This is a genomic window from Lacticaseibacillus casei DSM 20011 = JCM 1134 = ATCC 393, from assembly GCF_000829055.1.
Classification (GTDB): Bacteria; Bacillota; Bacilli; order Lactobacillales; family Lactobacillaceae; genus Lacticaseibacillus; species Lacticaseibacillus casei.
In genome coordinates, this window is record NZ_AP012544.1 from 2392066 (window position 1) to 2411438 (window position 19373).

14 protein-coding genes and 2 pseudogenes are annotated in these 19373 nt (G+C 47.2%); 11 read left to right on the forward strand and 5 right to left on the reverse strand.

Features of this window, described 5'->3' with window-relative positions; all coding sequences use genetic code 11:
• Positions 1-23 precede the first annotated feature (23 nt).
• Positions 24-2225, reverse strand: coding sequence for an AAA family ATPase (locus LBCZ_RS11510; RefSeq protein WP_025012572.1), 2202 nt, complete (start codon positions 2223-2225; stop codon positions 24-26).
• 399 nt (positions 2226-2624) lie between these two features.
• On the opposite strand from LBCZ_RS11510, the pseudogene LBCZ_RS11515 reads away from it, so the two are divergent.
• The 11 genes and pseudogenes from LBCZ_RS11515 to LBCZ_RS11565 all read left to right on the forward strand — a co-directional run bounded on the left by LBCZ_RS11515 (position 2625) and on the right by LBCZ_RS11565 (position 13267).
• Positions 2625-3814: pseudogene (locus tag LBCZ_RS11515) on the forward strand (replication initiation factor domain-containing protein).
• A complete protein-coding gene (locus LBCZ_RS11520; RefSeq protein ID WP_025012571.1) occupies positions 3804-4241 on the forward strand; it encodes a hypothetical protein in 438 nt (145 codons plus the stop codon). The pseudogene LBCZ_RS11515 and the gene LBCZ_RS11520 overlap by 11 nt, the downstream one beginning before the upstream one ends.
• Positions 4242-4273: 32 nt before the next feature.
• Positions 4274-5008: pseudogene (locus tag LBCZ_RS16640) on the forward strand (DNA-methyltransferase).
• A gap of 98 nt (positions 5009-5106) precedes the next feature.
• Entirely contained in the window at positions 5107-5328 is a 222-nt protein-coding gene (locus LBCZ_RS11530) for a hypothetical protein (RefSeq protein WP_003606383.1), read from the forward strand.
• A 3-nt stretch (positions 5329-5331) separates the two neighbouring features.
• Positions 5332-5829: an antirestriction protein ArdA gene (locus tag LBCZ_RS11535; protein ID WP_039639973.1), complete on the forward strand. Its 498-nt coding sequence runs from the start codon at positions 5332-5334 to the stop codon at positions 5827-5829.
• A 61-nt stretch (positions 5830-5890) separates the two neighbouring features.
• Positions 5891-6283, forward strand: a complete 393-nt coding sequence (locus LBCZ_RS11540) for a conjugal transfer protein (protein WP_025012570.1) — start codon at positions 5891-5893, stop codon at positions 6281-6283.
• Positions 6267-8732: a conjugal transfer ATPase TcpF gene (gene tcpF, locus LBCZ_RS11545; RefSeq protein ID WP_039639972.1), complete on the forward strand. Its 2466-nt coding sequence runs from the start codon at positions 6267-6269 to the stop codon at positions 8730-8732. The genes LBCZ_RS11540 and tcpF overlap by 17 nt, the downstream gene beginning before the upstream one ends.
• Positions 8719-10812, forward strand: a complete 2094-nt coding sequence (locus LBCZ_RS11550) for a CD3337/EF1877 family mobilome membrane protein (RefSeq protein WP_025012569.1) — start codon at positions 8719-8721, stop codon at positions 10810-10812. The genes tcpF and LBCZ_RS11550 overlap by 14 nt, the downstream gene beginning before the upstream one ends.
• Positions 10809-11804: a bifunctional lytic transglycosylase/C40 family peptidase gene (locus tag LBCZ_RS11555; protein ID WP_025012568.1), complete on the forward strand. Its 996-nt coding sequence runs from the start codon at positions 10809-10811 to the stop codon at positions 11802-11804. The genes LBCZ_RS11550 and LBCZ_RS11555 overlap by 4 nt, the downstream gene beginning before the upstream one ends.
• 9 nt (positions 11805-11813) lie before the next feature.
• On the forward strand, positions 11814-12347 hold the full coding sequence (locus tag LBCZ_RS11560) for a hypothetical protein (protein WP_025012567.1): 534 nt from the start codon (positions 11814-11816) through the stop codon (positions 12345-12347).
• The gene (locus LBCZ_RS11565) at positions 12344-13267 is read left to right on the forward strand and encodes a conjugal transfer protein (RefSeq protein WP_025012566.1); all 924 of its coding nucleotides are present in this window, start codon (positions 12344-12346) and stop codon (positions 13265-13267) included. The genes LBCZ_RS11560 and LBCZ_RS11565 overlap by 4 nt, the downstream gene beginning before the upstream one ends.
• A gap of 61 nt (positions 13268-13328) precedes the next feature.
• Here LBCZ_RS11565 and LBCZ_RS11570 read toward each other — a convergent pair whose 3' ends face one another.
• The 4 genes from LBCZ_RS11570 to LBCZ_RS11585 all read right to left on the reverse strand — a co-directional run bounded on the left by LBCZ_RS11570 (position 13329) and on the right by LBCZ_RS11585 (position 19368).
• A complete protein-coding gene (locus tag LBCZ_RS11570; RefSeq protein ID WP_025012565.1) occupies positions 13329-13742 on the reverse strand; it encodes a hypothetical protein in 414 nt (137 codons plus the stop codon).
• 141 nt (positions 13743-13883) lie between these two features.
• A complete protein-coding gene (locus LBCZ_RS11575) occupies positions 13884-15314 on the reverse strand; it encodes an ATP-binding protein (protein ID WP_025012564.1) in 1431 nt (476 codons plus the stop codon).
• Positions 15304-16347, reverse strand: coding sequence for a dsDNA nuclease domain-containing protein (locus LBCZ_RS11580; protein WP_025012563.1), 1044 nt, complete (start codon positions 16345-16347; stop codon positions 15304-15306). Before LBCZ_RS11580 ends, LBCZ_RS11575 begins: the two co-directional genes overlap by 11 nt.
• Positions 16348-16395: 48 nt before the next feature.
• Entirely contained in the window at positions 16396-19368 is a 2973-nt protein-coding gene (locus tag LBCZ_RS11585; RefSeq protein ID WP_025012562.1) for a restriction endonuclease, read from the reverse strand.
• Between the last annotated feature and the right edge of the window lie 5 nt (positions 19369-19373).

Consider the following 19373-nt stretch of genomic DNA (forward strand, 5'->3'; position numbering starts at 1 on the left):
GTAGACGGCGAAACCAATGAAAATTACGCCGGCTCCTCATCCACATCTAATTGCGGTAAGTCAACTCCCCAGTATGCCTCGAAATGTTCAGACGCGCCCAGTGAGCAAAAGACCGAATAAAACGCTCGGAGCAGCGAATCCATGTTTCGATCTGAAAGATCTAGATCCGTGTCAATTCCTATATGAGAGTTGACGTGAAGACTTTTTAGCAGCGATGTAAACAACACACGATCGATATCGTTTGAGAGATGATATTTTGATTCAGTGGGTGTTTGATTAGCATAATTAAAACGTCCATACGTCTCAAGAATTCGCCGCATGCAATTCCAAGTAGATACGACTCGGCCTTTGCTATACAAAAACTTGAGCTCTGCCCAGAGATCCTCATATATACTGCTCAGATCTTCGGACTCAGAGGTAATTCGATTGACGGTGGTTTTATTTGCACGGCGAAGATGTATGAAACATTTCTTTGAATAGTCCGGCTTATTCGGCCGGAGCTGTACGTAAAAATGGTTATTGTGGGTGAAGATAAAAAACTGATCAAGTTGATTTTTTTCAATCAGCGCCTGTATCTCCGCCATGATTAGATATTGAGAGCTGTCGTCGTTGCTATTCACAGGATCATCAAAGATTATCACTCGCTGCCGTCCATCATTATTATCAATATCATCTAGTTGATAACGAAACCACAAAAACGCAACTAAATTGAGCTCCCCTGTACTCAAGGTGGACAATTTTCTTGGTTGCTTGTCCCGACCAATGATTTGATAAAGACCCTTCTGCCCATCGTCACGGACGACGGGATGCAAACTAAAGCTCTCATCACCAAGATTACGAACAAGCCGATTTATTTCGACTGCAGCTTGCTCTTCACTGGCAGTCTTAGCTAATTCATCAGCCCTCTGATCTTCTAACTGAATCTTGTCTTGTTCTTTCTTTGAATATTGCTGATCCAATGCTTTCCTTGTTCCTTCTGCTTCTAAATATGATGACCGCAGCTTGTCGTAGTCACCATCTTGCATCTCAAGATATACGTAATGGTGTAACAGCTCGGAACTGATGGATGTTTTTTTCTCGCCCAGCTGGTTATTATAGGCTATGTTTTGCTGCCATAAATCCGACAAAGTAGCCTGCATCGCACTAAAATCTGGTGGAACTTCAGCATCAATTGGTGATACCTTTTGAAAAATTTTCTCTTGCTTGTTGATTAAGGCTCGCTGAAGCATATCTAGGTACTTTCCAATGCGTAGACGCAGTTCATTTGCTGAAGCCTGAGCCGAACTCTGATTAGGCCAAAGTGTTGGTTGCCAATCCTTCTGCGGAAAAAAGATTTCTTTATCGACCTGTCGAAGTGCTGGTTCAATAAGCTTTAATCCATTTCTGATGCGATTTTGAAGTTTTTCTACTTCATTTGAAAAATAATTGTCGAGTTCTTTCCAACGTTCTTCACTAATAAGATTTCCACAAAACGCACATCTTTCCTCCGCATTCCGTGAATGAATCTGCATTCCCTGATACGCAAAGTTCTGCTTCTCAGGTTTGTTCTCAAATTCTTCTAGAACGACGCGTGATTGCACTGAAGCCTCTAGAATATCGTTAACAGCATCTTTAAGACTCAAAAGTTGAGGAAGCTGTGGCAGGTGAGGGGCTTTTGAGCCACTGAGTTCAATAGTCTGCGCGGAAAGAATCGTGTTGACATTCTTCATTTCCCCCTCAGTCATTTCTCTCGCATTGGGAATATCCTTTTGAAAATTTGGGGAATAATAATTTGGTCCAGTCAATAAGGTATGTTCATCCTTTAACTTCTTGGCGGCCTTTTGGTAAAACCGATTTAGCTTGGAGCTTGAGTCTTTTTCTGCCTGTATCGCCTGGCTACGCTGCTGGTATAAATTTGCGCTTTTATTCTCTGTTTTGGGAGGGAGTAAATCTGCATCAAGGTTTGAAATTGCCTTATTTATCCTTTTAATTTCTTTGGCTGCTTGTGCATTTTCCTGGCCTAGAGAGATTGCTCCGATTTGCTCATTCTTGAAGATAACTGAAGTGCTTCCAGAAAATACCTCAATGTTGTACTCATCCCCATATTGTGCAATCAACGTTCTAACTATGCTGGACTTTCCTGTACCGTTCTTACCATAGAAATAATTTACGTGTTTAAGATCGTTCACCACAGAATTAGCATCAAAAGCAAAGTCCACCTTGGACATGTCAATATCCTTAATCATATAAACGCCCACCCCCTCGGTTAAAGTTTCCTGATTCATCCTCAGACACTGACACTTTAAATAAAAAGAAAACGGATCCTTAATAGTGTCTCTCCTTCGTAATATCTTTATTATAATCATCATCAAGTCTTATGTCATCGATTGGAATATCCACCAATTGGTGATTCGTGCCACCACGCGCGGCGTGCGGCGCGAAAGCCGCAAGCGTGAGTGGCTGCGGTCGGCGTCAGCCGACCGCATACCCCCAGTACTCTAACAGGGGGGTATTAAATACAACGTCTGTGCCTGAACACAAGGTAGAAAGCCTGATATGACAGGTTTAAATTGAATAATCACAAAATGATGGATTGCACCCGGCATCCATCATTTTTTTGTTCAAAAATCAAAGGAGGCTAAAATGTGGTTTCTTGGCATGAACAAGTTAAGCTGCATCGCAAACAATTACAACTGACGCAAGCTCAAGTCGCCCGACGCTTAGGTGTCACACGGATGCATTACGTCCAAGTGGAAAACGGTAAGACTAGCCCTAGTGCGTCGCTGCAAATGGAAATCGACCGGCTGCTCAAGAACTGGAACGATGAACCGGAGTTGACGCTAATGTTTGACTACATGCGCGTGCGGTTCCCCACACATGACGCCAAGTCCGTGATCACCAAGATTCTCAGACTGACCCCGGAGCACCTGATATTCGAGGAACACGGCTTCTACGGCTATTCGGCCATGTATATCTTCTCTAATATTCAGGTCATGGTCGCACCAGTTGGCTCCAATCTCGGCACGTTAGTTGAAATGAAAGGCCAAGGCTGCCGAGAGTTTGAAGGTATTCTCCTTAGCCACGGTGAGAACTGGTACGACTACTTCCTACGGGTCGATGAAGCTGGCGGCATTTTCAAGCGGGTCGATATTGCGATTAACGACATGGTTGGCCTGCTGAATATCCCTGAACTGGTCGACAAGTGTCTGAACAACGAGTGCATCTTTGTCATGCGGTCATTCCAAGGGCTGCAATCAGGCAAGCTCGTGGATCTCGACGAGGCTGGCCGGGGCAATACGCTTTATGTCGGCACGATGAAAAGCGACGTGTATTTCTGCATCTACGAAAAGGCTGCCGAACAAGCTGCCAAGCGTGGCATCTCGATTGCCGACACGCCAATCATCAACCGGTTTGAAATTCGTTTAAAAAACGAACGGGCGATTAAGGCGATTGAGAACATGCTGATTACCCGTGACGCCGAAAAGGTCGCATTTGGCATCATCACCCGCTACATGCGTTTTGTGGATGAAGTCCAGGACAAAAGCCGCTTAAAGTGGCCGCTCAACGAACGCTGGGCATACTTCCTTGGCAAAGGCCGCCAGCCGATCCGTCTGACTACCGATCCCCAGCCCTTTGACCTGAACAAAACCAAGGCGTGGCTCCAAAAACAAGTCATGCCCACACTCAAAGTCATCAAGGAAATTGACAACTACTTCGGCACCACTGACTTGCAGCTCATGATCAAAGAGCTGAACTAACCGACAAGCACCTCAAACTAATTGAGCAACAGACTGTCGGTAGCGAGGAGCTAGGAGGTGACATGTTTGGTCAATGACGTGCTTGCTTCCCACCCGCTGCGAGGCAAGGCATTCAAAGACTGCGTGCTGAACGTCTACGTTTACGAGGCCGCACTAGTCGGCGTAGTCGAGCACAAGAAGTACCGACGTATCTGCGATATGAACAGTTTTGGCTTCACGGCACAAGACTACATCGCTTGGCGGCACCAGCAACAAGAACACCCGGCGGCACTGATTGGCCGCGATGGGCGCGCCTTGAACTACGGCGAACTGCGCTGGCTGCTTTATCAAACTGCCGAAGAATCAGGCTGGCCGGTTTTCACGTTACCGGTGGAAGACCTGTTTTTCAATCCTGTTTTTCGATTAACCCACTTGGTCGCGATTGACCGCGCCAAAACAATCGCAATTCAAAAAGGAGTGATGGTTACAAATTCAACTAAAGGAGTATCAATGCAATCGAACTAGACGTCATCTACAATCGCGAGTGTCTGGCAGGCATGGCAGAATTACCGACAGCCTCCATCGACATGATTCTGTGCGACTTGCCGTATGGCACCACCGCCAACGCTTGGGACAAGGGGATCCCGTTTGAACACCTCTGGGTTCAATACGAACGGCTCATCAAATCTCAAGGCGCAATTGTGCTCACCGCAACTGAACATTTCTCTGCGGACTTAGTACAATCAAACCCGGCCTTGTATCGCTACAAGTGGGTCTGGATCAAGAACACTGTCACCAACTTCGTCAATGCTAAGAACCGCCCGCTATCCCGGTTCGAGGAGATTCTTGTCTTCTCCAAGTCAGGTACGGCCAACTTTGGCAACTCCCCTGATAACAAAGGTATGAACTACTTCCCCCAAGGACTGCTCCCCTATAACAAAACCGTCAACTCACGCAAATACGAGAACTCAAATCAGCTGCACCCGTGGAACGCTCCCGATAGCTACACGTAAGAATGGACGAACTACCCGTCTGACGTGCTCAACTACAAGTCTGATCGCACCGGCTGGCACCCGACACAAAAGCCCGTCGATCTTTTTGCCTACCTCATCAAGACTTACACCCAGCCCAGTGAAATCGTGCTGGATTACTGTATGGGGTCTGGCACCACCGCGATCGCCGCAATGGACACTGACCGTCATTTCATCGGTTATGAAATTAGTGAAGAATACTGGCGGCGTGCCCTTGATCGCATCAAGCACCACCACGCAACTCAAACCGAGCTTTTCTGATTCGTTATCCCTGATCCGGTCGCCGCTGACCGCGACAAAACAGCGGCATATTTGAAAGGAGCTCTGTTCACAAAACTAAAAATCAAAGGATGATTATTATGAATTTCGGACAAAACTTGTTTAATTGGTTCACTTCAAACGCCCAGAGCTTGGTACTGATGGCGATTGCCATTATTGGGGTCTACCTCGGCTTCAAGCGTGAATTTTCCAAGCTCATCGGCTTCTTAGTCATTGCGATCATTGCCGTGGGGCTGGTGTTCAACACCGCTGGCGTCAAAGACGTGCTGCTGAATCTGTTCAATCGCGTCATGGGGGCTTAGCCTATGGACGACATCAAAGTCTTTATTGCTAATCTTGGCAAATATAATGAAGGTAAAATTGTTGGTGCCTGGTTCACGCCACCAATCAACAACGAAGAATTCACCGAAAAGCTAGGACTGAACGACCAGTACGAAGAGTACATGGTTCAGGACTACGAAGGCCCTGTTGTCTTTAGTGAGTATTCAACGATTGGGGAAATCAACGAAGCTGCCGCAGCCATTGAAGCGTTGAAAGGCACCGAGATTTACCCTGCCATCAAAGAGCTTATCGGCGAATGGTACGACAACGTGATCGAACTTGCTGCCCACAAGGATGACATAGCCTGCTACCACGTTGCGAACATGACGGAGTTGGCCGAAGAACTGGCTGATGAAGGCTGGTTCGGCGACATTCCGCCACAAGTCGAAAACTATATCGATTATGCCAAGGTCGGACGTGACCTCGAAATTGAAGGAGGTTTCGTTGAAACACCTTATGGCATCTACCAATTATTAGACTAACTATCTGAGCTGACGCTGCAAAAGGCGTCAGCCTTTTTATCTCACTACGAAAGGAGATCACATGAAGAAAGTCAGATCTTACACCAGCATCTGGTCAGTGGAAAAGGTGCTGTATGCCATCAATGACCTACAACTACCATTTCCAATCACCTTTACCCAGATGACATGGTTCATCGTCAGTCTGTTTGCGATCATGCTGCTGGGCGACTTGCCTCCACTGTCATTCATTGACGGCGCATTTCTCAAGCACGTTGGCATTCCTGCCGGGCTCACGTGGTTCATGAGTCAAAAGACCTTCGACAACAAGAAGCCACTGGGATTCTTGCGGTCGGTGATCAACTATGCCATTACCCCGAAGCTCACCTATGCTGGTAAACCCGTGAAGTCGCAAAAAGAGAAACAAGACACAGCGGTGACCTACGTTTGGAGGTACCACAATGAACTTTCCAATTAAGTATATCGAAGACAATCTCGTCTGGAACACTGACGGGGAGTGTTTCGCCTATTTTGAACTAGTCCCTTACAATTACAGTTTTCTGTCACCCGAACAGAAGCAACAAGTCCATGAGAACTTCCGTCAACTGATCTCCCAGAACCGTGACGGCAAGCTCCATTTATTGCAGCTCGCCACCGAAGCCAGTGTCCGGGACACCCTCGACCGCTCGAAGAAGTTGGTCAAAGGAACGCTCAAAGACATCGCCTTCCAGCATATCGACGGCCAAGCCGAAGCGTTGACCGAAAACGTCGGTGACAATCAAGTGGACTACCGCTTCTTCATCGGCTTTAAGCTACTACTGAACGACACAGAGGTTACCGCCAAGTCTATCTTCAAGGATATGTCCTTGGGCATTCGGGACTTCTTCGCCGAGTTCAACACAACGTTTGCTGGTGACTTCTTCACGATGAACAACGCCGAAGTGGAACGTTACGCCAAGTCCGCAAAATTTCTCGACGAGAAGATCGGCCGTCGGTTCAAAGTCCGTCCGCTCGATAAAAACGACTTTGGCTACCTGCTCGAACACCTCTACGGCATGACGGGTCAGGACTACGACGACTACGACTATCACCTACCCCGCAAGAAGTCTAAGCGCGACACGATTATCAAACGCTATGATTTGATCAAGCCAACCCGCTCACTGATTGAGCAGCACCAACGCTTAATCAAGATTACCCACGGTTTGGATAGCAGTTACGTGACGTACCTGACGCTTTCCGACATCGTGGGTGAACTCGAATTTCCCGGCAGCGAGATCTTCTACTTCCAGCAAAGTCAGTTTGACTTTCCAATCGACACTAGCTTGAACGTTGAGATCGTGACAAACAAGAAGGCATTGACTAAGGTGCGTAACAAAAAGAAGGAGTTGAAAGACCTCGACGAACATGCTTATCAGTCCGGCAACGAGACCACACGCGGCGTCAGCGACGCCTTGGATTCAGTCGATGAGCTTGAAGGCAACCTTGATCAGACTAAGGACGCCATGTACAAGATCAGCTATGTCATTCGCGTAGCTGGGCGTTCCAAAGATGAAATGAAGCGCCGTGCCGATCAGCTACTTGACTTCTACGACAGCCTCAACATCAAGCTCGTGCGCCCATTCGGCGACATGCTGGGACTGCACGGTGAGTTTATCCCTGCCTCGAAGCGCTACATCAACGACTATATTCAATATGTGACCAGCGATTTCATCGCCTCACTAGGCTTTGGTGCGACACAATCGCTCGGCGAAAAAGAAGGCATCTACATCGGGTACAACGTGGACACCGGACGCAACGTCTACTTGCAGCCAGATATTGCGGCGCAAGGCATTAAAGGCACTGTTACCAATGCCTTATCCGCCACCTTCCTCGGCTCACTGGGTGGTGGTAAGTCCTTCTCCAACAACTTACTTGTCTACTACGCCGTTCTTTACGGGGCACAGGCACTGATTCTTGATCCGAAGTCAGAGCGTACTGGGTGGGCAGAAAACCTAGACTTCATGGACAACGAGATAAACATCGTCAATCTGACCAGTGAGGAACAAAACCGTGGGCTGCTTGATCCTTATATCATCTTGTCCAACTTGAAAGATTCGGAATCGTTGGCCGTTGACACCCTGACCTTCCTCACGGGGATCTCAAGCCGTGACGCCGACCGCTTCCCGACGCTGCGCAAAGCGATTCGCGCGGTAACACAAGCACCCGAACCGGGACTGTTGAAAGTCATTGATGAACTCCGCCGCGAAGACACGCCTATTGCGCGCAACATTGCCGATCATATCGAATCCTTTACGGACTATGATTTTGCGGCATTGTTGTTCTCTGACGGGACCGCGCGCCGAACGATCGCGCTTGATCGCAAAATCAACATCGTGCAAATCGCAGACTTGGTACTACCGGACGCCGACAAGACGCAGGAAGAATATATCACTGCTGAAATGCTGTCCGTCGCCATGCTCATGATTATCAGCACGTTCGCCATCGACTTCATTCACCAAGACCGCGCCCAGTTCAAGATTGTGGACTTGGACGAAGCCTGGGCGTTCTTGAACGTGGCACAGGGTAAGGCGTTATCCATGAAGCTAATTCGTGAAGGTCGTTCCATGAACGCCGGGGTCTACCTCGTCACTCAAAATGCGGACGACTTACTCGACGAAAAGATGAAGAACAATATCGCCCAGAAGTTTGCCTTCCGTAGTACCGACATCACGGAAATCAAGAACACGCTGAACTTCTTTGGCCTTGATGCCGAAGACGAAGGCAATCAGAACCGGCTTCGATCACTAGATAATGGGGAATGCTTATTCCAAGACATTTGGGGGCACGTCGGTGTGCTGCACTTCGACTACATCTTTGAGCACTTACACCACGCCTTTGACACTCGGCCACCGAAGCCCGTGGAGGTGATCGCTGATGACGAAAGCTAAACGTCGACGGCTACTGCTGTTCCTCGGTGTTGTCGCGGCATTCATGTTGGTGTTGGTGCTTGCCGGCGGTCAACCAGTACACGCTGCCGGGCTAGTTGATGATCAGTCTGGCGGCTCTAACGAGTATTCCAAGTATCCATTGTCACACTACCAGCTCGACTACTTCGTCGATACGAGTTGGGACTGGCTCCCGTGGAACTGGGGCGATGGCATCGGTAAGTCTGTGAGCTATGGCCTGTATGCCATCACCAACTTCTTGTGGACACTCTCGGTCTACCTCTCAAACGCTGCGGGCTACCTGATTCAGCAAGCCTACTCGCTGGATTTCATCAAAGATACGTCCGACGCGATTGGGAAGAACATGCAGCTCTTGGCTGGCGTGTCCAAAAATGGCTTCACCACTAACGGCTTTTATCCCGGAATGCTCCTGATGATTACGCTAGTGGTCGGTATCTACGTCGCGTATACCGGTATCATCAAGCGCGAAACTTCAAAAGCTATCTCGGCGATCGTCAACTTCGTGGTGATCTTCATCACGTCAGCCAGCTTTATCGCCTACGCCCCGGACTATGTCAACAAAATCAACGAGTTCAGTTCTGACATCAGCACCAGCGCCCTCAACACTGGCTCCAAGATGATCATGGGTACTGATACGGCTACCGATAAATCAGGCGTCGATGCAATCCGCGATACCCTCTTTGAGATTCAAGTGAAGCAGCCGTGGACACTTTTGCAGTTCGGCGACAGCGACGCCGATACCGTCGGCAACGGCCGTGTAAACACGTTGATGAAAACCGACCCGTTTGGCGACAAAGGCAAAACTCGCACCGACGTGGTGAAAGCCGAAATTGAAGACAATGACAACGATAACCTCTCACCAACCATGACGATCAATCGGCTGGGCACTACTACCTTTGTTGTCTTGTTCAATATCGCAATCACCTTGTTTGTCTTCTTCTTGACGGCAATGATGCTGTTCAGCCAGATACTCTTTATCATCTACGCAACATTTTGGCCGGTATCATTCTTGCTTGCCATGCTACCGTCATTTAACGGCCTGATGAAGCAAAACATCATGAAACTATTCAACACGATCATGACGCGGGTTGGCGTGACGCTGGTAATCACGATGGCATTCTCGCTATCGGCAATGGTCTATGGGTTGTCGGCTACCTCACCGTTCTTCCTCGTGGCCTTCCTGCAAGTCACTATCTTCGCCGGTATTTGGATGAAACTGGGCGACTTGATGGGCATGATGCAGCTCCACAGCTCTGACGCACAACAAGGCGCACAACGCTTCTCGCGTCGTAGTAACCGAATGATTCGGCAGTTCGTTGGTAGTGCAATGGGTGGCGCGATGGCAGGACGTTTCTTGTCACGAGGTTATGGTAAGGGGCGCGGAATGCCGCAATTCCCAGCTGGCACGCAACGCGAGCAAACTGCGGACGCTGCCAAGCCGCAAGAACCCAAGAAGTCACGCAGCCAACGACTGGGTGAGAAACTCGCCGATGTATCTGATGTCGGTAACAATCTCAAAGACAAGACCAAGCGTGGCCTTGATCAAGTGAAGGACGCACCAACCAACGTTTTGTATGGTCTTCATCGAGGCAAACAACTGACTAAAGACGCCGCCGAAACCGCGAAGGATAGCTTCAAGGGTCGGCGTGAAGCCAATCAGCAAGAACGTGATAAGCAGCTTGAGCAGCGGCGTAAGCAAATGCAAGAACGCAAACTCGCAATCAAGCCGAAAGCTGATCCTGAAAAGCCAAAACCAACGGCTACCAAACCACCGGTTGAGCCAACTCGTAAGCCAACAACTGCCACACCCATAGAACCAAAACCAAAACAAACTGATACTAGCGGTCAACCAAAGCGCGCTGCCACGAGGCCAACTTCAACTCGGCCTCCACGTCCAGTCACGAAACCACAAGCAGAACCCACCATCAAACCGCAGCAAGAACCAGCCCCACCAACGAATAGACCCAAGAAGCCACTGACCCTCGTTTCCGAAAAGCCAGCCAAGCCACGCACCCCAAAGCCACAGCGGATCAAAAAGGCTAAGGGGCATAAGAAGCGATGAAACTTTGGCGCTGGTTAGCTCTTGCCGCACTCCCAATACTGTTGATTGGCGGTCTGTTCTTTGCAGTCATCGCCTCTGATGATGACGAAGATCAGCCGGCCTCTGCGATCACAGCCGATGCAATGAACTTATCCGCTGAAGTCTACAAGCACAAGCTGACGGTTGAAAAGTATTGCAAGGAGTTCGGCATTTCAGACCAGGTGATGGTGATACTTGCCATCATGCAGGTTGAATCCGGTGGCAAGGGTGGCGATGTGATGCAAGCTAGTGAATCACTAGGACTGCCGGTCAATACGCTAGATACCGAAGCGTCCATCAAGCAAGGCGTGAAGTATTTCGCGTCACTACTCAAAAGCATGAAGACTGCCGGTGTAGATCTCAATACCGCGATTCAAAGCTATAACTACGGTGGCGGCTTTATTGATCACGTTGCGAAGCACGGCAACAAGTACACGCTGGCGCTGGCGACGTCGTTTGCCAAAGAAAAGTCTGGTGGCAAGAAAGTCACCTATACCAACGCGGTTGCTAAGGACGGTTGGCGCTACGCCTATGGGAACATGTACTACGTGCCTGTCATTTCGCAATACCTCGTCACTGGTGGCACGAAGTTTGATGACAAGGCGGTGCAAGCCATCATGGACGAAGCGCTCAAGTATCAAGGCTCACGCTATGTGTTTGGTGGCTCAACGCCATCAACTGGCTTTGACTGTTCCGGGCTGACTAGTTGGTGCTACGGCAAAGCTGGGATCAAACTTCCCCGCACCGCACAAGCCCAATACGACGCTACGGCACATCTGAACATCAAAGACGCCAAACCAGGCGACTTGGTGTTCTTCCACTCAACCTATGACACAGCCGACTATGTGACCCATGTTGGAATCTATGTCGGCAACATGAAGATGTACAACGCAGGTGATCCGCTCGGCTACGCTGACTTGAACTCAAGCTATTGGCAAGCCCACCTGATCGGCGCTGGGCGTGTGAAGAAGTAGGTGACGACAATGGATCAAAACGGTATCGGTTATTTTGACTGGATGGATCTCATCACTAACACCTACGACGACGCGCTGCAAAAGGCGCACGTTGATCCTAAATTCGGTGACAATCGCGCGCTAAGAAACAAAGAACTCGACTTCGCTTCCAGCGAATGGGAACGCATCAAGTTCTTCAAACAACGCTTGCCTAACACTGACGATCTCTGCCGCGTTCTCGACCGCTTTGTTGATCGAATGCCGGAGATGGAATATGGACACCGGCGCGAGTATCGCCTAGCCGTCGCGCATGAAGTGGCCGTTGATCGATGGCTCAAGGGCAAGGTCTTCGTTCCAGAAGATCGCCAGTATATTCTCGACCGCGAACGCTACTTGGCCGAAGAATATTTCAACAACGATCGTGATCTCGGTCAGTATATCGAAACCGACTACGAGGGCTACAAACGTATCTCGCTACAACGCCTGTTCGTGCGCTTTCTCGATATTTACGATGACTTTTACCGCTGCTATGAAATTAGAAAGGACAAGGTGAACGAACCTTGAATAAAAATAAAAACCGAAAGAACGGCTGGTTCACGAAAAAACCAGCTGAGCCAAAGCCGCCCAAAATTAAACACCACGGATTACGCCGTCCGGTTACGCTGTTTTGCTGGGCAGTACTGATTGGTAGCACCAGTTTCGGCGTTTACAAGAATATGACCGCCATTGACACCCACACGGTGCATGAAGTCCAAGTGATCAAGACCAAGGTGATCGACACGCACGCCTTGGCAACCTTCACCACCGACTTCGCAAAAATCTACTACTCGTGGCAACCTAACCACGAAGCGCTCGACCAACGTCAGAAAGCCTTGCAGCCGTACCTCGTGGCGCAGCTTCAAGCATTGAACGGTGACACCGTGCGAAGTGATATTCCGACGACGGCCACAGTTAGCGAGGTCAAAGTCTGGGATGTGAGCAAAACTGCCAAAGACACATTTCGCGTGTTATTCACGGTGAAGCAAGATCTTATCAAGGGCAAAGACAGGAAGTCTGTGACCAGCACCTACACCATTAACATCATGCAAAATAGCAACGGTGATATGGTGATCACCAGGAATCCGACCATCGCTGCGGAACCGGCGACGGCACGGATCAAGCTGCCAGATACGCAATCCGACAACTCGGTAGACAGTGCCACCGCAGACGACGTAGCCAAGTTCCTCAAGACGTTCTTCACCTTGTACCCGAAAAGTGATCGCAACGAACTCAAGTATTACGTCAAGGACGGCACGCGCCCAATCGAACGCAATCTCAAGTTCGTGGAACTGCTAGATCCGGTCTTCAAGCAGACGAAGAATGGTCTCACCGTCAACTTATCTGTGAAGTACCTCGACACTGACAATAATATGAGCCAAGTATCGCAATACAGCTTGACCCTTTCCAAGCAAAGCAACAACTGGATAATCACTGACGGCATCTAAAAGAATACCCGGCACGACCTCACGCTGAAACTAGCGTAGTAGGTCGTGCCGGGTATTGTCGTTATTCTGGCTGTGTAGCCGTATTACGGGCGCGGACTTCACGAATGAGTACGTATGGTAGGTAGCCGAAGACGATGGCTAAGATTGCAATTTTAGTAAGCACTCTACCGACCTGAAACATGAAGAAGATTGCTAACGCTGTAACCGCTAGGATGACGACCACGCGCATGACTGAATAGAAGAACCACAAGAACAGCGGTAATGCGAAGTATGCCAGCACACAGACTAGCAGTGTCACTGTAATCATCACCCAGCCTTGCATGAAGAACGGAGATAGCACATGCCACCACAGTACGCTAACCGCATTACTGCAGCCCGTAATCAGTACCACAAGCAATCCGCCGACGGCATTCGCAACAAAGTCAATGCAAGCATCAAGTCCAGAATTCACCGTTGAAATCAACGATCCAATCATCAATGACTCCTCCACCCATTTCATATTGGAGCTTGAGGATACCAGATGCTGACGCAGGATTGCAACTAATTAGTGAAGCAGCTCGGTTCACTAATGAATTCCGAGCAGAATAAGGCTGCAAATTCTAGGGATTGATTAGGATTATGAACCGATATTAAGAACACCATCGCTCATTTTCACTATCTGGTCCCACGTGTCAATCTGAGTCAGGTCATATATGGTAGCGATTATTAATTGATTTTTAGAAAAATCTGAATGTATCAGCTGTAACATTTTAGTCAGATTCCCAATATCAAGTTCACCAGACAAGGGAGAGTCAAGGATGATTGGATATGTCTCTCCAAACCGTTCTTGAACCTCCTTCAACAAAGCCAGTCTGTATGCGAAGACCAGCAGATGTAACTTAGCACCGCTGTATCTTTTTAAATTGCTAGTAAAGATAAAATCAGAGCCAGTATCAAGCATGTCCTCTACACCGAGTTTTTTAGAAAATTCAATGATGCGCGAGTATAGTTTGCTTGAAATATCTGTTTTTTGGAGAATATTCTTAATTTTTATGTTTATTTTCCTTATATTATCAGTATAGTTCTTGAGAATCTTATCTAAATCGTCCGTGGATATACTTAAATCTGATATTGCCAAATTAAAACGATCCATTTGGCTATCAACGTCAATCAGCGATAACCTGGAATTTAGTTTCCTCCTAATCTGATTTCCCTCGTCAGATAGTTCATCTAACATTCTCTTATAACGCGCAATTTGAGCCGTAATAAGCGCCTGATTACTATCAAAGTCAATGATATTTTCTTTTGTAACACGCTCTTCGGTTCCGTCCGTTGTCTTGATACGTACATTCATTCCTTCGATCAACGAGATTAGTCTTGAATTATCTTTCTTTACTCCTTGCAACTTGGCCATGCTGTTTTGAATTTTTCGAATTTCCATCTCCGTCGAACGTAAGTCGCTCTGAAGCTTATCAATCGGTGACCACTCAATTGAATCTTCTTGGTCTGAAACTTCTTCACGCGCGGACAAAACCTCACGAATCTGTCTATAGGCTCGCTGCTCACGTTTCAACGAGGCTAATTCTACATTTAGATCACTGAGTTTGGAACTTGTCAGCCCCTCAATAAACGTTTCCACACTAAATCTAATATTGCCAACTACCTTCCCCCGGTTTAGAAGAGTCCAGCCCTTCTCTTGATCAAAATAATGAAGGCCCAAGATACTATCAAGAATCTTCGGTTCTGAAATCGAATAAATAATAGACTGAATTTCCGTGAAGTCATTCTTGACATTGTATACAGCCTCGTCCTGATCGCCATTCGATACAAATAATGTACTGTCATTTCGATGAATTGTATATTCACTATCACCAACCTCAAGGTCAACGGAAAGATTCATTTTTGAGAACCTAAGTCCTTTGGTGGAAGGTATGGGATACCCAAGCGTATACAGAAGCAGCCGAATCAAGGTTGTTTTCCCTGCACTATTTTTTTCGCTATAAATTAGCGTCGACTGGCCGCCAAACTTAATAGCATTACCGTTAATCGATAAGGACTTAATTTTCAAGGCCAATCGCCTCCTCAACTGATTTGAAATAACTTGCTTTACTAATTACCAACCAGATTATCAATTTGCTCACTTCAAGATCCTGTTCATTGTCCTGTAATCCCAGATCAGCCAATATTTCTTTTGAAAATTCATTGGTAAATGTATTTTTGAGTTCCTTATGCCTTAATCCACCTAGAGTCTTTTTCTGAAAATCGGAGAATCCCCCGGTTATCTTGGACAGAATGGCATAATCATGGCTAATTATTTCTAGATGATCGCGATACTCATTCCTTATAAATTCTTCGGTTTCAACTTCAACATTAAATTCATCAAAGAAGGTATCGAAATCCGGTGAGTCTATCAACGTTGCCTCAGTATGGGCTGCAAATTGTTGCTTGTCTATCACCTGAGTAGGATTCTCGGTTGAATCCGAAATAAGTAACCTCCAGGTATTCATTAACTTGGGAGCTTGTTCTGGTTTGATTCCAGCGGTGACGAGGAATTCACGTACCATGTCTTTTAGGGATTGCAGACGAGACTCTTCATCTTCTCCGGAATACTGAATCTTTACAATTGTAAGCTGAGTTGGATCAAAATCGGTTTCAAACAACTTTGGATTTTCTTGCTTGGCGTCTTTGAAATGTTTCTGAATTTTCTTCTGGTTACTTTCTGAGAGGTTCTGGAAAGAAACCTTCATATAAGACGAATCAAAGACGCTTTCTGAAGTCTTACCAAAAGGTTTACTTGTATTTGTTACGATGGCCAGTTCAGGAATTTCATTGTTTATTTGCCCAGATTCAAGGTCGCTTGAGAGCACTCTAATTGCGTCTCTTACTGAACTTGCTGGGATTTGAGCGGCTATATTCTTTACCTCCTTAACCTGAAAGTAATGCATTGAACCATCCTCGTATCTTATATCTATATCATCTTGGCCCTCCACGTTGATCCACTCAACTTCCTTTATCCTTAAAATTAGCAAATACAGCGCAGCAAAGTCTTGATAATGAAAGCCTCTCTGAGTCCCCGAAGCGTTTGTACTGCCCACACTCATTCCGCCACCTCCAATCCGTAATGACAATTGACTTAAGCCAGGCGCTTTCTATCTTGCCAACCCTCGTTCGTCTCTTAACACCTTAAACGTCACCCCTGTATCCAGAGCCTCAAAATGCGCCTTCCCAGACCGAAGCTGCAACCGCTCGTGACCACGCAATGCTTCCTCATCAGGATTGGCTTTAGTATCCGCAACAAAATAAAGCCGCGTTCCGGCATCTTCCTCATACAAGATCGCCCAGTCAGGATTGTATGTTCCAAGCGGTGTCTTCACCTTGAACCAGTCAGGCATCTTAATATAGAACCTGACATTATCATCCTGCTCACAGTCCCGCGCGAATTGCTTTTCAGTGTCGGAGTCAGTGACGATGCAATTATAGACGGTTTTCCCGCCATCAACGGCCACGGCGTTACCTTCTTGTCCGTCGTGGTCCAAATAAGCATAAAGCGTCTCTGTCGTGAATAAGCGCTGTTCGTACTCGTCTCCGGTCTTTCGGTATTCAATCCCGTCAACCATCAGCTGACGTTTCTCCCAGTTAATCAACTTGGCAGCCTGCGTCATGTAGCTTTGTGGGTTCGCCTCAAACGCAGCTAAACTATCAACGCCGTTCAATATTTTGGCTAATGTTCGCCGAGTCAATTGTGTCTCATTCTGCAGGAATGTAAGAATATCAGGAAGCTCATATGGCGTCTGATCACTGCTCGATAGGCGTCGTTCGTGCGGATCATGTATTTCCATCCCGGCAGCAGTATTTTGAATCAGTGCCTTGGAGTAAGTGAAGTTTCCTTTGTGAGTCGTGATATTATTTAGTTTTTTCACTGCGCGATCAATCAGAGCTTCTGTGTCAAAATGCACACGATAAGTCGTCTTTTCCTTTATCCGGTCCCAAAGAGCAAGAAAATCATCACTCAGTGCTTCCTTATTCACATCCACCTCATGCCGATCAGCGCGGTTCCGGATTTCTAGAGACTTGACGTGTTTCTCTGCAATCGCCAGGACGGGTGCCTCAAATGGTGCATATTCTTCTGGTAGTTCTATTTGCTTATTCTTAATCGCACTTCTTAGCTTATCAGTGGCCTTGTGAGCGGTGTTCAAAAAGCCATCGTCTGTTAAGGCTTGCACTAGAGCTTTGGAACGTTTTTTACCGAGCACTTCTTGTTCACCAGTAAATTCGTCTTTACTCAGAACAATCGTTGCAAATGTGTCAGGCCCAAATACGCCGAACTTAACACCATCGTCGGCATATTCTTTCTGTAAGGTCTCGGCAAAGTCTTTATAGCTCTCGTTCGCCATCACCGTCAGCGTATTGACTTCGAAACCAGGGATTCGCCGCCCGGATTGATCAACAGCAATGCGCAGACCACGACCCACTTTTTGTCGCTTAGTCATCGTGTCCTTCGTGTCCGCCAACGTACAGATCTGAAAAATATTAGGATTATCCCAGCCTTCACGAAGCGCGGAGTGAGAAAAGACGAAACGTAATTTGTTAACGCTTGCCACCGCCCCAGTATCGGGATCGTATGTTGTCAGTAACCCCTCTTTGTCTTTCATAATCATACTGTACGTTGATTCATCCGCTGCCGTATCTCCACGCGTATTTTTGAAGCGTTTCTTACCGTCACGCGAAAAATATCCATCATGTACTTCTGAGACTGGCACCTTGGCATCACGGAGGCCGCTAAATTTTTTGGAATGAATTAAGGCGTTATATTCTTCTTCGAAGATCTTCGCATACTTACCAAGACTCGTGGTGCCATCATCGTTGTATTCACGGTAGTTCTCGACCTTATCCAAGAAAAACAGGCTGAGCACCTTTACTGGAATCTTGGCCTTCTGAAAGCGCAGTTCCTTCTCTAAGTGTTCCTGGATTGTCTGTTTGATTTGGTCGCGTTTCAAAGCTTCATCTTCTGCATTCGAAGAGGCTAAGGTTATCTCACTTGGCTCGCCAGAAAAATAGACGGTTTCAGCCCCCGGAGTCGTATCTATATCAGTGACAAATCCAACTTTACTGTATGTCTGAAGTTTAGTCTTGCTGGCAATATCCGTATCCTTCTTCACGGTTATGATTGCCTTATCAGCGTCTTGTTTAGTCTTCTTATAGACCTCAATTCGGGCAGAGATAGCGCCTTTCTTATTGCTCGTACTTACGAGACGCAAATATGCTCGATTGCCGTCCTCATCCATCTGGACACCAGAAACCTCAATTTGTTTAACCAATTGTTGGTCATACGCCTCTACCGGCCCTAGTCGGTAAATAGTTGGATAACTTTCCTTGTGAGTGGCTGAGTACCTGAAACCAATACAAGGATTGAGCCTATTAATCGCAGCCTTCGAATTGGGAGTCCCATCTACCGACTGTGGTTCGTCAATAATCAATATAGGCCTGGTCTGTGCCAGAAAGTCAATCGGACGATCACCACCCAGCTTGTCGTTCTCCTGATTCATGACGTTAGTATCCTTATTGAACGCTTGAATGGTCGTGATCATGATTTGAATGTTGCTGGAGCTTGCAAACTCCCTCACTCGGTTGAGATCATTGCTGGAATAGACAAATGAGTCATAGATTGCACCATTGTATTGCGATGATAGATAACCACGCGTTATCTCGATAGACTTCTGCACCCCTTCACGTATGGCCACCGAGGGTACCACAATGATAAACTTCAAGAAGCCGTATTGTTTATTGAGCTCAAGAATCGTCTTCAAATAAACTAGCGTCTTCCCTGTGCCAGTCTCCATTTCAATATTGAAAGACGGGAATTGTTTATTCTCGCCCGTCAGTTCATCATCTGGGGCAATTCCGTTGCTAATCTGAATCTGCTGCATGTTCTTAATTAATTCAGCACGAGTAATATTGACGCTGTTGCCGACCCCAATCCCGTCTTCAGAAAAGAATGCGCCTTGTGCGTTTGAATTCGACAAAGTGAAGTTAGCTTGCCGAACCGTTTGACCTTTAAATAATAGGGTGGCAGCTTGGACTGCTTGAAGCTGGTACTCCAGCTCATCAAACTTAATCTTCATTACAA